At 41.6% G+C, this 14898-nt stretch carries 13 protein-coding genes; 4 read left to right on the forward strand and 9 right to left on the reverse strand.

Annotation, left to right across the window (positions count from 1 at the left end):
* Positions 1 to 60 precede the first annotated feature (60 nt).
* Both SNR28_RS07510 and yqfB read right to left on the reverse strand, forming a co-directional pair.
* A complete protein-coding gene (locus tag SNR28_RS07510; protein WP_375748589.1) occupies positions 61 to 399 on the reverse strand; it encodes a DUF1971 domain-containing protein in 339 nt (112 codons plus the stop codon).
* A gap of 186 nt (positions 400 to 585) precedes the next feature.
* Positions 586 to 882, reverse strand: a complete 297-nt coding sequence (gene yqfB / locus SNR28_RS07515) for a N(4)-acetylcytidine aminohydrolase (protein WP_375749916.1) — start codon at positions 880 to 882, stop codon at positions 586 to 588.
* A gap of 424 nt (positions 883 to 1306) precedes the next feature.
* On the opposite strand from yqfB, the gene SNR28_RS07520 reads away from it, so the two are divergent.
* Positions 1307 to 1906 carry a hypothetical protein gene (locus SNR28_RS07520; protein ID WP_375748590.1) on the forward strand — a complete coding sequence of 200 codons (600 nt, stop codon included), beginning with the start codon at positions 1307 to 1309 and terminating at the stop codon, positions 1904 to 1906.
* 71 nt (positions 1907 to 1977) lie between these two features.
* On the opposite strand, the gene SNR28_RS07525 is transcribed toward SNR28_RS07520, so the two are convergent.
* Both SNR28_RS07525 and SNR28_RS07530 read right to left on the reverse strand, forming a co-directional pair.
* Positions 1978 to 3603, reverse strand: a complete 1626-nt coding sequence (locus tag SNR28_RS07525) for a PTS fructose transporter subunit IIC (protein WP_375748591.1) — start codon at positions 3601 to 3603, stop codon at positions 1978 to 1980.
* A gap of 379 nt (positions 3604 to 3982) precedes the next feature.
* Entirely contained in the window at positions 3983 to 4492 is a 510-nt protein-coding gene (locus tag SNR28_RS07530; protein WP_375748592.1) for an NUDIX domain-containing protein, read from the reverse strand.
* Between the two features lie 128 nt (positions 4493 to 4620).
* Between SNR28_RS07530 and SNR28_RS07535 the strand changes: the two genes are divergently transcribed.
* The 3 genes from SNR28_RS07535 (at position 4621) to SNR28_RS07545 (ending at position 9417) form a co-directional block, all read left to right on the forward strand.
* A complete protein-coding gene (locus SNR28_RS07535) occupies positions 4621 to 5853 on the forward strand; it encodes an ABC transporter substrate-binding protein (RefSeq protein WP_375748593.1) in 1233 nt (410 codons plus the stop codon).
* A gap of 134 nt (positions 5854 to 5987) precedes the next feature.
* Positions 5988 to 7760 (forward strand): choice-of-anchor I family protein, encoded by a 1773-nt coding sequence (locus SNR28_RS07540; RefSeq protein ID WP_375748594.1) that lies wholly within the window; start codon positions 5988 to 5990, stop codon positions 7758 to 7760.
* Between the two features lie 664 nt (positions 7761 to 8424).
* On the forward strand, positions 8425 to 9417 hold the full coding sequence (locus SNR28_RS07545) for a porin (protein WP_375748595.1): 993 nt from the start codon (positions 8425 to 8427) through the stop codon (positions 9415 to 9417).
* A 424-nt stretch (positions 9418 to 9841) separates the two neighbouring features.
* Here SNR28_RS07545 and SNR28_RS07550 read toward each other — a convergent pair whose 3' ends face one another.
* The 5 genes from SNR28_RS07550 to SNR28_RS07570 all read right to left on the reverse strand — a co-directional run bounded on the left by SNR28_RS07550 (position 9842) and on the right by SNR28_RS07570 (position 14889).
* Positions 9842 to 10840, reverse strand: coding sequence for a helix-turn-helix domain-containing protein (locus tag SNR28_RS07550; RefSeq protein ID WP_375748596.1), 999 nt, complete (start codon positions 10838 to 10840; stop codon positions 9842 to 9844).
* A 125-nt stretch (positions 10841 to 10965) separates the two neighbouring features.
* A complete protein-coding gene (locus tag SNR28_RS07555; protein ID WP_375748597.1) occupies positions 10966 to 11166 on the reverse strand; it encodes a hypothetical protein in 201 nt (66 codons plus the stop codon).
* Positions 11167 to 11184: 18 nt separating this feature from the next.
* The gene (locus SNR28_RS07560) at positions 11185 to 11805 is read right to left on the reverse strand and encodes a TetR/AcrR family transcriptional regulator (protein ID WP_375748598.1); all 621 of its coding nucleotides are present in this window, start codon (positions 11803 to 11805) and stop codon (positions 11185 to 11187) included.
* 257 nt (positions 11806 to 12062) lie between these two features.
* Entirely contained in the window at positions 12063 to 13682 is a 1620-nt protein-coding gene (locus SNR28_RS07565; protein ID WP_375748599.1) for a BCCT family transporter, read from the reverse strand.
* Positions 13683 to 13764: 82 nt separating this feature from the next.
* Complete coding sequence (locus SNR28_RS07570; protein ID WP_375748600.1) at positions 13765 to 14889, reverse strand: mandelate racemase/muconate lactonizing enzyme family protein; 1125 nt, start codon at positions 14887 to 14889, stop codon at positions 13765 to 13767.
* Between the last annotated feature and the right edge of the window lie 9 nt (positions 14890 to 14898).

A 14898-nucleotide genomic window follows, 5' to 3' on the forward strand; every position in this document is an offset into this window, starting at 1 on the left:
CCTCCGATGGATTCATCAGAGGCTACAATTTTAAGTTTGCAATTAAGTTAGGGAGAATGGCTAGGATTTGGTGTTGTACATCTTTTGGTTATCTTTGTCAGATTCAGACCAAAAGTTAATGTTGAATTGCGCATCGTCACTCAATTCAATTCGATGCCAGTATTGAGGTGGGCTGGTAGCAAAACTCCCTGCGGGTATCACAACCTTTACTTCATGCTCCGTAGCATTTTCGTCAGCAAATCCGTAGTAAGTAACGACACCGTCCATAACACATAGCTGTCCGAATACGCCTTCGGCAGTGTTGTGGTGTGAAAGAAGAGCTGCGGGTACATTATCTTTCGTAAAAAAGGGAGTTGAGCGCTGAATTTTCCAGTTTTTCGGAATTCGATGGTGAGTCATACTGATCTCCTACTGTTATTTATGACTCTATAAGAGCAGGATACATGCCAGATTTTAATTCACTTAATATTCAATTAGTTAAGTGAGCTCCAGCCTCAAGGACAATCATTATGACAAAATTCAAACATTGTCATAATGAGCACGAGTTATCACCATGACAAAATGAAGTATTTCTCTTGCTCAGAGTTAAGCCAGATTGTAAGAAATGACGTACAGCTCATTGATACCAGGGTAGATTTCCTGAATCACACTTTTTAGCTGAGGAAGTGTCATATTCTCCTGAGTAGCATGAAACTCAGATAGTTCGTCAAACTTTATCGGGGTAACTGACTCGATGTTTAGTGAGCAAAACCAACGGTTATCTTCAAAGGTGGACACCTGAACAGTTGTGCCTGGTTCGTAATCCTTTTCTGCTTCGTCACGAATCGTGATGGTCTTCTTCCCCGAAAGAATGTCCGACTCAAATCGTTCAAAAAAGGTCATTTCAGATAAGCTCATCGTTGTTCCTAATTATTAGTCGCTATCAATTTGGAGCACCTTATATCACAGCTATTGTGGTAATTAACCCTAGTACGCAAAAATTTTGTATTGAAACAACTGTAAGTTTTTTTTACAGCACTTTAGTTTAGGGCTGAACAGCCATTAACCAACACATATTCTCCAGAAAAACTTTCTAGCTAAAAAATCAAGCAATTAAAGCAATATCTCCTCCTTTAGCCATCGAATGAATAAACTTTTACATTAAATCATCATTAACGAAGCAAATCATAGTGTCCACACTTTTTACATGGTTACTTACTTAATAAAACAACAAATCTAAGCAACTGATAAGTATAGAGATATAACGTATTGAAATACGGTTTGAATACTGCATGTATTTTGTTAGGTCATTGCTCTGGAGGTACTTATGAAGCTACGAACATTTTTTTCGCTACTGATGTTGCTCTACAGCCACGCCGTATTATCAGCGGTCATCTACAATGTCGATGGTAATGGTCAACTACTAGGAGCGAGTAACATAGATGTTTTAGGTATTACCTATGATGTGGCATTTCAAGACGGATCTTGCCGAACTTTGTTTGACGGTTGTGATAATGTAAGTGATTTCATATTCAAGACAAGAGAGTCTGCTCGTTCCGCTTCTGAAGCGCTGCTTTCTTCTGTTTTAGTTAATATTCCCGGACTCGGTTTATTTGACGATAACCCATCACTGACAAATGGTATTGAATACTTTGTCAGTGGGGGAATTGTTACACCATATGAGATACCAAGCATTAACAATGTCAGGGGTGCAAGAGCACACAATGTAAATCCTACATGGCCGGGTTCAGACGGAGCGGAATATCTGACTTTTACCACACGAAGTACTGACTTCTCAGATCATAACCAGCTAGTTTGGGCCGTATGGACACCGACGGCAATACCAGAGCCAAATGTACTCAATGTATTCTTACTTAGCTTGCTGATTCTGGGATACGTAAACCACAAAAACACCAATGGACTATGAGGTTAAAACCAAAATACAAAAAAGAGATGCCTTTCGACATCTCTTTTTAGTTTATTGATTAGAGAACTTAATTAAGCTTGAGCTTTAGTAGCTGCTGTCTTGCTCTCTTTGTTCATCATCTTCAGACCAACAGTGATAGCCATTGATACTGCGATACCGATTACGAAGTATGTTAACCATGTTAGTGGCTGACTGATTACTGGTAACATGAATACCGCACCACCTGCAACTGTACCGATTGTAATCTTAGATGAAAGAATCAGGCCTGCTGCTACACCACCACCAATCATGTGAGCTGGGATGATACGCATTGGGTCTTTAACAGCGTAAGGGATTGCACCTTCAGTGATACCACAGAAGCCCAGGATTGCTGTTGAAGGACCTGCTAGGCGGTCTTCTTCGTCGAAGTAGCGCTTGAATAGGAATGCCATGATACCTAGAGACATACCTGGGATACATTTCGCTGCAGTAAACGCTGCGTAGAAGATAGATGCATCACCGTCGAAGCTACCACTTGTACCCACACCGATACAGAACATGTAAGCCGCTTTGTTTACTGGACCACCCATGTCGAAACATGCCATTGCACCTAAGATGAAGCCTAGAATCAGTAGGTTGTTAGTACCCATTGATGTTAGCCACTCAACCAGACCAGAGTTCAGTTCTGCGAAGAATTTACCAGGACCAACGTACATGAAGATGATAGTTAGGATACCAGCAAGAAGCGGAGTGATGATAATCATCTTCACCGATTCCAGTACTGCCGGAACCTTAATCTGACGAACAAGCATTACGAACGCTGCTGCTGCCGCACCTGCTACCAGACCACCTAGGAAACCACCAGTCATAATGGAAATCTTACCGAAGCCGCCACCGACAGCAACGAAGCCACCTACGAAGCCCGGAGCAAGACCTGGCTTACCGACCATACCGTACGCTGTAAATGCAGCCAGAACACAGATCAGTAGTGGGTTAAACGCCTTCAAAGTACTGTAGTACAGGAAGTGAATGATACCCTGGAAAGAGGTTTCAAACTGAGCTTTACCCTCAGCTGTACCTATAGCAGCGTATACTTCTTTCTTAATTGCACCGATTTCACTATTTTTTAGACCTTCAGCGGCATTAAGGATTCCTAGATCCGCATAAGTCTTACCAGTGTACTCAGTTAGGATAGCTTCATCATAAAGGTGGGTGTAATCGTAACCAAAGAATAGGTTTAGAAGACCTACACAAAGACCACCGATTATTACAAGAGGAATGATGTGAGATACGCCTGACAGTGCACCTTTGTACCAGTCTTTCAGGAACTTCATTACAAAGTTATCGTTACTATCTTCCGTTGCTTCTTCAAACGATGCTTTAGCAGCCGCTTTAGGCGCTGAACCACCAGCTTTTACTTTAGCTTCAAGAGCGTCAAACATTTCGTCTGCTTTCTTGATGCCATCTTTAACTTTACCTTGAATTGAAGGAAGGCCTTCAAAACGTTCTACTTCAGCTACGCCAACATCTGTTGCGAAGATGATGCCGTCTGCTTCTGCTACATCTTGTGCTGTAATACGGCCATCAATACCGTTAGCACCCTGTTTTTCTACCTTGATTTGCCAACCGCGAGCGGCTGCCTTGTTTTCTAAATTCTTAGCCGCCATGTAGGTGTGTGCCACACCGGCGGTACATGCAGTAATAGCTAAGATTTTCATGTTCTGCCCCTTGTTCCGTCTCTAGTTATATGAGCAACCAATGAATTACTCAATGACTATATTGTTACCCAATTTGTCCTACTCATCCGTGACAGAACTCACAATAAGCGATTTTTTGTATTAAATTGGTACTATTTCAAAATACAACACCATTAATACAAGTCGATTTTCAGTCTGAATTTTAAGCGTTATATAGGCTTGCAAAGCAGTCACTTGAAAATTTTAACACCCTATCAAACCGTACAAAAGTCTACCATCATGTTGATTAAACAAGTAAAAACCTATTTGTTACAAATAATAGCTAATCGAGCTAACATCACGAGACATCCTAAAAAGCACTTAAAACAATTTGTACTTCAATATGTATGATGCAAATTACTTAATCAGACAAATGTGAGATAAGTCTCTTTACTGCCTGTTTTGCAGATTCAAACGCAAAGTTATCCAAACTCACATCTTTAAGTTTAGTCCATTCCACCGACTCGACGTCATCATCAGCCACAAGCAAAGGCTTGTGATCCAACTCGATAAGAAAGAACGCATCGAGGGTTTTGTACTCGACGTTCTTATATAGATAAGTATTGGGGTTTGAAGAAATGTATTGAGGAGTTTGAAAGGTAAAGTTTAGCTCTTCTTTTAATTCTCTTACTACCGCCTGCTCTAGCGACTCATCAGGATCGACAAATCCACCGGGAAGATCCCACATGCCTTTACCAGGATTACGCCCACGGATAGCAATTAGAATTTCATCGCCACAAACAATCGCCACCATAACTGCCGCAGCGGTGTTTTGAAACAGAGTAAAATCACATTTGTCACATACAAATTGCTTGGTTGGAAGGAAATAGGTTTGCAGAGCTTTCTCTCCGCATTCAGGGCAAAAATTCATGTTGTTACCTATAACTTTAGTCGTAATCTAAGTGACTGATTATAAACACCCTAGAAAGAAGTGTGTATTCTGGCTACCATTAGAGTGAAATACCTATTCAATACCATAACACTATTCTGGAGCAGTGAATGAAGAAAACGCGATTCATTAAGTTGTGGCTGTTCGCTTTATGGGGAGTAACCCTTGTTAGCTATGCTAAGCAAGACTTAAAAGTGTCTCTTTTGTCATTTAACGGGGCTCAACGAGCGGCTTATCACAATTTATTTGAACAGTTTTCAACACAAAATCCAGATATAAACTTGATAGTCCAAAACTACGAGGCAGAAAAATACAAATCAGAAATAAACCAATGGCTGGAATCCGAAAGTCACAGTGATGTCATGTACTGGTTCAGTGGCGAAAGGCTCCGGGCCTTCGTTAAAAAAGGACTGGTAAGCAATCTCGATAACGAATGGCTAGCTTATCAGTGGGACACACAGTTCACCCAAGGTGCGCGTTCTAGTGTTACCTACAATAATAATAAGTACGGTCTACCAGTACACTATTATCCCTGGGCGATTTACTACAAAAAATCGTTGTTTGAAAAACTAAATATTTCTCCCCCAACAGACTGGCCCTCTTTTATCGCTGCATCCGAGAAACTAAAGGAGAACGGTATCGCTCCAATCGTCATTGGTAGTAAAAACTATTGGACGCTCGCAGCATGGTTTGATTATCTCAACCTCAGAATCAATGGTCTCGAATTCCATGAAAGGCTGGTTACCGGTGACGTGAGTTACAAAAGTCAGCGTATTGCCAAGGTTTTTGAGTACTGGAAATCGCTAATAGACAGAGGCTACTTTTTAGATGGACATCAAGGCTTAACCTGGAGAGAAGCACTTCCCTTCTTATACAGAAATAAAGGAGGAATGATGTTGATGGGGAATTTCTGGACATCCCAAATTCCAGAATCACTTTACGATGACGTTGAAATGATTCGCTTCCCGGTGATAGATACATCTGTTCAGGTATATGAAGAAGCGCCTACCAATGTATGGATAGTGCCCCAAAATGCGAACAACAAAGCTGATGGCGTCAAGTTACTCCAGTTTATGGCTCAATCAAGGGTACAACAAGAGCTCAATTCTGCAATCGGCATGATTGCACCTAATCCAAACCAACAACAAGTTGACGATCATTTTATAAAACAAAGCTACAAGATCCTGGCTAACGCATCGGGTGTCTCTCAGTTCTATGATCGTGATAACCCCCAACCTATCGCCTCTGAAGGCATAAAACAGTTTGCGCGATTTGTAGCCGATCCCAGCTCGTTACCGCTAGTATTAGAGGAGCTAGAAAAGCTTCGCGAGCAGAGTTTTTAGCTAACAATCTCTTTACAACACACTGATTTTTCAGCGTAAACCGAACACTATACTCATAAGGCTTCTGAAAATGATTGTAGTAGAGCCTTCTTAAAGTACTCGTTTTAACTCACGAAAATCAGTAAGGAAGTTCTATGTTTACTAAATCGTCAGGCTATATCCTGGTGGGTGTATCCGCGATATCTCTGTCAGGCTGTTTCTCAGAAAATACAGAGAAACCAGAACTGGGAATACAATGCCAGGTTTCAACTAGCGTTGAAGCTTCGGACAAATCCGTCCAAGGGTTGTCATTGGTTGGTACCGCCATCGCAGACGCAAAATTTGCCAGTTCCGCAGCAGAAATCGTCAGCTATGACAGTTGTACCGACAAAGTGTATGTGGTGAATGCACAAGCCAGTCAAATAGACATACTTTCCTTAGATGGCAAAGGGGCACCTCGCCATAGTAGTGCGATAAACCTTGAGTCTGCCGGAAAATTAGCAGGCATAGAAATTGGTGCCGCCAACAGCATCGCCACCCACAACGGTCTGATTGCGGTGGCGATTGAAAATAAAGTTAAGCAAGAAAATGGGATCATCGCGTTATATCGCTCTGATACACTCGAACTCTTAACCACCTACCCTGCAGGTGCGTTGCCTGATATGGTCGGTATCTCCCATGACGGAAAATATATTGCGACAACAAATGAAGGTGAACCAAACAACGATTATTCACTCGATCCTGAAGGCAGCATCACTCTAGTTGATATCTCAAAAGATGTCACTAAAGGCGATGTATATCAAATTGGTTTTTCTGACTTTAATGAAGGGGCTGCACGCAGCAATGAGCTTGGTATGGATGTTCGAATCTCCGGGCCAAATGCGACCGTGGCGCAAGATCTAGAACCGGAGTATTTAGCTTTTGCAGATAACGGCAAGTTGTATGTGTCACTGCAAGAAAACAACGCTCTGGCGTCTATTAACTTAGACACAAAATCAGTCGAAGCCGTCGTTGGTCTGGGTAGCAAATCCTGGTCGAAGTACGAGCTTGATGCTTCAGACAAGGACAAAATAATCGGCAATTTCCATAGTTACCCGATGCTGGAAAGCCTTTACATGCCTGACACCATCGATAGCTTCACCATAGACGGAAAGTCTTACATTGTATCAGCCAACGAAGGTGAAGGTCGTACGTACGGTTTCGATACCACTCAGAAATCCTGTATTGCTCGAGGATTCAAGTGGGATGGTATCGACTATCGCGACACCGATATGTATGACACAGAGACAGGACTCTGTATTGCCTATACGGATGAAACCAGAGGCAAAAAGCTCGATGTTGATCCAGAACATCCTCTGGCGGAACAGCTAAACGACAAGAAAGCATTAGGTCGCCTTAAAGTAGCGAATGAAGATTCTATCTCCAAAGATGAGTCAGTATATCTATACGGTGCTCGCTCTTTCTCTATCTGGGATGAAAATGGAAAGCTGGTCTTTGACAGTGGTGATACTTTTGCCAAAGTGGCTTTTGAAACGAACGGTAAACATTTCAACAGTAAAAACAGCAACAACACCAGCGGTGATAAGCACAGTGACGCCAAAGGTACCGAGCCTGAAGCAATAGAAACTGCAAATATCAATGGTCGTCAGTACGTGTTTGTGGGTCTTGAAGAGCAGGGAGGCATCATGGTTTATGATGTTACTGAGCCTCAGAACAGCCATTTAGTCACTTACGTAAATAACCGCGATTTCGATGCTAACGTCTGTACCGAAGTGAGCAAAGGAAAATGTAAGAATGGTGTCTATAACCCTAAAGCGGGCGACCTAGGGCCTGAGTCTATTAAGCACTTCCAGAGAAACAGCTCTCATTTCATTGCTGTCAGCAACGAAGTGAGTGGAACAACATCAGTCTATAAGATTGAGTTTTAAGTCTTCGCGAGGCAGGCTTTGTTAAGAAGCCTGCTCAACCTCCTCTTGCACCTTCCCCTTTGCAACTTCCTTACCCCTGCAATCCCATATATAGATGGGTGAACAGGCAGCACACTCATCACAAACAACATGAGCCTCTTTCACTCCTCCTCCCCAAGCTGGAAAAAGGTATTCAACTGACAGTAAGTTGTTACTGCAAAATGGGCATGATTTAAACTTCATTCCTGACACTCCCCATAGCTCTGCCTTTTACTTTATAAGATGACGGGTTAACGGTGGGTTAAGCGACGAATAGTTTTATTGCTTTAATATAAAAATAATACACCAGGAATATTTTAATTTAAACCACTTGCTTAATGTGCCATATTTTTTATAGCGCGACACTGATAATAAATAAACGACAACTTAATCTGAATATGACAATACACCTCTAACAATGTCAAAAAAATTTAATTACGACATGATATTCCATTAAAGAATGGATATAGATATATTTATTACTATTAGTTTTTATAAGTTTAGATTTCATATATGAAAACATGAGTTCTAAAAACAACTGTGATCATCAGCAAGCTAATTTATCCGAGTAAATAAAACAATATATACAGAGCCTACAAATAATTGGTTCTAAATAATAATTAAACATAATTTAATAGGATAAATAATGAAAAAAAGCACAATCGCTCTTGCTGTTCTTGCCGCAGCTATTTCAGGTACAGCTTCTGCATACGAGGTAGTCAATACTGATGATACTAAATTATCTGTTGGTGGCTTCGCTGAAGCTCGTTACAGATCTCTAAAAGGCAATGATGACGCCGCAACACCAACGCCAGACAAAAAGAGTGACACCTCTCGCGCCCGTATCAACCTGGTTGGAGAAAAGAAGATCAACGACACCTACTCAAGTTTCGGTAAGGTGGAGATCGAATTTAAACAACATGATACTCAAACTCACCGTGCTATGTACGCTGGTGTTAAAGGAGATATGGGCTCTATCTCATTTGGGCGCAATGAGCCATCTGTAGGTTTAAAGAACGCTCGAAACCTTTCTGATATCCAAGTAGAAGGTGTTGAAGATACCCGCAAGCTTCCTAAAGCTTTGAAAGATTGGGCTGGTGCACAGTTTACCTACGAGTATGCGACTGATCTTTTTGAAGTAGCAGCGATTTATGCGTTGGAAGATGAAGGTGAAACCAAAGACAACCAAGGTAAAGCCTACGCTGCTTCAGCCAAAGTGAAGACGGATTTTGGCCTTCAGGTGGGTATTGGTTACGGTGCAGGTCAAAGACACTCTGATTTCCAAAATGGTTCCTGGACCGACAATATTGATGAAAGCGTATTGTATGTCGGTACTCAATATAAGTTAGACCAGCTAACACTGGGTCTGACTTACCATGACATGGGTAAAGACATCGATCAAAAAGGTTTTGAAGCCGTCGCTCGTTACGACTTCGACAAGCTAAGTATTTCTGCAGGTTACCTTCATGAAGAAGAAAAAGTTAGCGGAAAAACCAACGACTTGTACAAATCAGCAGTTATCTCAGCTGGTTACAACTTTACCGACAACTTCCTTGTTCATGCTGGTATAGCGACCAACTCTGCAGACGATGCTTCATTCGATCGTGTAGCAAGAATTGCTGCTAAATACTATTTCTAATATAAATTTCTAAACATAAATAAACACTGCCTTAGGGTTAATATTGGTGACGAGCTTTTATTAACCCTTTTTTATATATAATAAGTTATGAAAATATTCAATTACTCTTCAGCAGAAAACATAAAAGCCTATCGTGTCAAACAAGAACTTCACAAAAAAGGGCATTTTAAGATATCGATAATATCAAGATTCACTCAACTAAAAATAAAGGTAAACATATATCATGGTAACAACTATAACTTTAAGTTAATAAATAGTTATAATAATGAGACGATTGATGATTTAAATGATCGAGCAAGAAGTGTTAGTGCTATAAAGCGAAAACTGGCAAAGTACATCGATGAAATTAATACCATTCCACCTGCATGCTAGAAAACCGATATTTAATTCAAGAAATAATTTATGATTTAGCTATATTACTTTGCTATGCGACGCGAAGCTGGCGATAGTTTTCTGGTGTTTCACCATACCAACGCATAAATGCCCGATAAAATGAGTTTTCATCATTAAAACCCAATAAAAACGCCACATCATACGCAGTGAGTTGTGTCATTCGCAGGTAATGAGACGCTAACCTCATGCGAACATTGTTCAACACAGTGACATACGTTAACCCTTCATCTTTAAGTTTTCTTTGCAAGGTTCTCTTGCTCAACGCGAGTCTTTTCGCTGCTAACTCAATCGAATGTTGTCCGGTAGGCAGTGCGCGTAGCAGTATACGAGTTAACCTGTCTTCTGTCGTATTTGGCAGTGCAACATTTAAGAACGAAAATTCTGGTTCGAAAAAGCGCCAAATTTCTGCTTTATCGCTTAGAAAAGGTAGCTTCGCATCTCTGGCCGTAAATCGAATTCTGTTTCTGGAACTTTTGATTAACTTAGTACCAAAAAAAGTTTCATATGCACCTATCTGTTCCGGCAGTTCTTTTAGTTCAACAGACTGAACACGCATACGAGCATGTGATGCATCTCTAGCCATAACAACAAGAAAGACCATATCAAGTAGAACATTCAGTGCATGGACCGTTAGTGGCCCATTTTTCCCCTCGCAGCTGTATTCTATAGATGTCGACTCAGGAAGGTGTTGCACATACACACGTGTTGGACTAATCATAGCGATATACTCACTATAACGAGTCAATGCTTCATTAAGATCCTTACAACATAAAAAGGCAAACCAATCGGGGTAAAACTCCGTAGAGTCCGTGTCTTTTGCCATGAGCAACGGAACAGGCTTTCCATTCGCCACAAATTCGATCGCTTCGCAAAGTCTTATCGACTCTTCGTAGGTGATGGTTGTAATTTCATGAAGTAATTTATCTGGTGGTAACTGAGCATATGCAACGACTTGTTCTGGATTAACCCCAATCTCCTCTAGAAACTCGAACCAAATTGGAAATACTGTGAATTTTTTTGCCTGCTTCAAACTTTTCCCCCAAGGAGCCATAAAAAGACTCATTGAAATCGTGAATGCATTCTATGTGAAGCACTACACTATTTCACTTGCTGAACGTGCCAAATATCTTGCTAAACTAAGGTTTCAAGAAACAGCTAGGAGGCTTGAGCCATCGTCTCTTTCATTGGTGCTTTCACAGATTCTTTGCCTCTCTGATCCCAGATATAAACAGGTGACGATGCAGCACATTCATCACATACAACGTGGGCTTCTTTTTCATCTCCGCCCCAAGCTGGGTATAGGTATTCCACCGACAGAAGATTACTCCCACAAAACGGACAAGATTTATGTTTCATTGCTAGATATCCCCAAGGCTACATTATAGTTTTACTGGATTGCTGGTGAATTGCGGGTGAACTTCCGGTTAAAACTCGTACAACTTTGAGCACTTTTTTTAGTTCAGATTCCGCATCAAAAGAGGAAACGCTCGCAGCCATAGAGAGCGTTCCTTCAAACATTAGGTAAATTGCTGTTTTTAGTTCCTCGACACTCACCTCTTTTGTACGATTAGGGCAGCTTTCAATCGCTTCTTTAATCGCTTTCTTATACATCTCGAGGCAATTGTTCAGGATAGAAAGCACGGGTTCGCTCTCTGTGATTTCGTGACATACGGTGTTCAAACGATATAGCTTCACAAAATAATCCAAGTTATCCATCATATAAAAACTCAGAAAATCAAACGGCTGAGATTTGCTCTTAAACTCTTTAAAGTCTCTTTCGGTCGATATCTCTACCTCTTTTATGATCGAATGAAAGATATCCTCTTTACTGGTGAAATAGTGGTATATCGCTCCTTTTGAAAGCTGAGTCGCCACCATGATGTCTTTCATCGTTGTTCTCAAATAACCCTTCTCCAGGAAGATATCCAGAGCAGAGTCGAGAATCTGTCTTCGTCTCTCCTGCTCAGGTTTATGCTTAGTTCCCTGCGTCACCATAACCACCTATTAAACTCGCCATTCAAAATAAACCGCACGGTCGGTATGTTATTCTGTTTTGACCAAAAGATAAAGCAAAGTAATTATTCAAAAATGAAACAGACCATATTTTTATATTTACTCTTGAAGATGAAGAATGAAAGTCGATTAATTAACCAGAAGTGAATCAATGATGAAGTTGTTTGAAGGATAAAAAGAAGCCTTAGCTTTTTAAGCTAAGGCTTCTTATTTTAGTGGAGCAAGTGTGATTCAACAGATTAGTTGTTTTCAGTTACCAGAGTGCTTTCACCTTCTACTTCAGCTTTTTCCTTTACCGCAGTTTCCGGCTCCTGCTTATGCTTTTCCTGGATTTCTGAGGCACTCATATGCCCGTAATCTTCACCCATGTACTTCAGTGTCTTAAACAACATGAAGGTTTCTAGCACAAGTAGTGGCGCTGCAAATATCAGGATTGCTGACTGCATAGAACCAACAGGTGCGTTAACAATGATAAACACAGCCGGGATTGCGATAATCACCAAACACCAGAAGATTTTTAGCATGGTTGCCGGGTTCTTATCTTTATCAAGCACACGTTGTGTCTGACAAGCAACCGTGAATACCGAACCGTCCAGTGTTGTTACCAACAGTAGGAAAGTCGAAATGATAAACACAATCAGCAGTAGTGATGAGAATGGCAGCGTATTTAGCGCTTCTACAATCGACTGACTCGCCTGACCATCAGATACCATCTGGCTGATGTTAACCTTCTTATCAAGCTGTGTTTTCATCATAAATGAACCCACAATCGAGAACAGAATGGTTGTACCCAAAGTACCGCCACCTACCATACATGCGATAACTTCACGTAGCGTACGGCCTTTTGACACTTTAGTGATAAATACACACATCAGAGGAATAAAGATCATCCAGTATGCCCAGAAGTAAGCAGTCCAGTTCTGAGGGAACTTATCCTGAGTGATTGCATCAGTATACAAGCTCATGTGGATGAAGTTGGACGCCCACAGACTGATAGATGTACTTGTGTTCTCAAGAATAAACAGAGTTGGGCCAAACAACAGGATGTAGATAACCAGCGCAATCAGGAAGTAGGTACCCGAGCTGGAGATGTTTTTCATACCCTTTTCAATACCAACGAACGAGCTCACAATTAGCAGGGTCGCTACAATTCCAAGCATACCTAACTTCAGACCCAGACCATCTTCAAGGCCAGTAAGCTGAGCAAATGCCGCAGATACAATTGGCACACCCAGAGCAAGTACGATGATTAGACCAAATACCAAAGAGATTGGGTAAGTAATATCGATAACACGCGCAACCACTTTACCTACAGCTTGGTTCTTGATCATGCTCTGTACGATTTCACTGATCTTCAGAGAAGGATTCTTACGCACGTAGTACGAGTACATGATTGGCACAGCACTGATAGCATAAAGTGCCCAAGCGGTAATACCCCAGTGATGCAGAGAGTATGTCACAGCCCATTCGTGTGCAGTAACAGAGCCAGCTTCAATGGCAAAAGGTGGCGTCTTGATGTAGTACGACCATTCAAGGAAAGCCCAGTAAACGGTACCGGAACCTACACCCGCGAGTGCCATCATAGTGATGTAGGCAAAATTTGAGTATTCAGGTTTTCCTTCGCCCATACGGATATTACCGTACTTACTGGTCATTAAATAAACAGCAACAATAACCATGGCAAAACCAAACCACAAGATTGGCGTACCCAGGTTGTAAGCGATCATGGTAAAGATATCGCCAGCGATGGCAATTGCCCGATCTGTATCTGTCAGAAAGAACGAAGATATCGCAGCGATGATGACCAAAGAAACGACAATCGTCGTGCGGTCAAAATTATTTGGATTACTATTTTCCATAGAGGACTCCTTGATACTTCCGCCTACAGCAAAAGGCGGAAGTAACAGTTTCACGTCTTATTGTTAATTTTTAAAAGCAATATTATTCAAAAACATAGTGAGCAATAGATGCTTCTTTCACTGCTTCCCAGTCCATTTCTACACCCAGGCCATTGCCCTCTGGTGCATGAACATATCCCTCTTTATCCGTACGGATCTGAGTGTGTGAACAAAGCTCAAAACTCTCATATGGATAGAACTGTTCAAAGAAGTTGCAGTTGTTGTGAGCCAATGCCACATGCAGGTTCGCTGCCTGCGTAATGGTGTAACCCATGCTCTGGATCTCAAGGTTCTTAGAGTGGCCTTCCGCAATCGCGAAACACTTGTTAAGTTGAGTGATACCACCACAAACTGTCGCATCCTGACGAACATCAGACCAGAACTCGTTTCCAAGCGCGTAAGTCACTTCCTGTAGAGTCAGAAGGCAGTTACCGTGGCTGGAAATTTCCAGATCAGTTTTATCTACCAGACGTTGATAAGTTTTATAGTCATAGTCAGAAACTGGTGCTTCTAACCATTCCCAATCGTAGCTTTCCATCAGCTTAGCCATCTTCATTGCTTCAGCCGGAGTATAGAAAGTCGCTGTATCCAGCATAAAGCGGATATCGGTGTGGCCGTATCGCTCCTGAATTGCGTTAACCAGTTTTACGTCTTTCTCGAAAACACAGTAGCAATGAAGCTTAATCGCGGTAAAACCGTGCTCAATGCAGTCATCGATATACGGGTAGTACTCTTCAACTGTATCGAACATTGGTGAAGATGCGTAAGATTTCATCTTATGGCGTGCACCGCCCAAAAGCATATACAGAGGCATGTTTGCTTTCTTTGCCTTGATATCCCACGCAGCAATATCAATAGGAGATTTCGCTGGCAGTCCGCCCCATGAACAGCGAGCGCCCAACCAGGTACTTAGCTCTTCTGTCATTAACGGGTTTTTACCAATCAGTCCCGGAACGATCGTTTTCATCGCTTCGATGATGCACTTATCAAAATCATTTTCAGTGTAGCTAATTGTTGCACCCACACCTTCAGTGCCGTCTTCGGTGATGATTCTGACAATGTTGTTGGTGTAAAGCAGAGGTTCCTGATTGTCTGCCCAAGGAATCGGTGGTGCGTCTCTATCTGCTACTGCGTAGAGTTCAACACGTTTGATTTTTGTATCTTTCATGATTTCTCC

Origin of the sequence: Vibrio iocasae (assembly GCF_042245395.1) — a bacterium.
GTDB classification, from domain to species: domain Bacteria; phylum Pseudomonadota; class Gammaproteobacteria; order Enterobacterales; family Vibrionaceae; genus Vibrio; species Vibrio iocasae.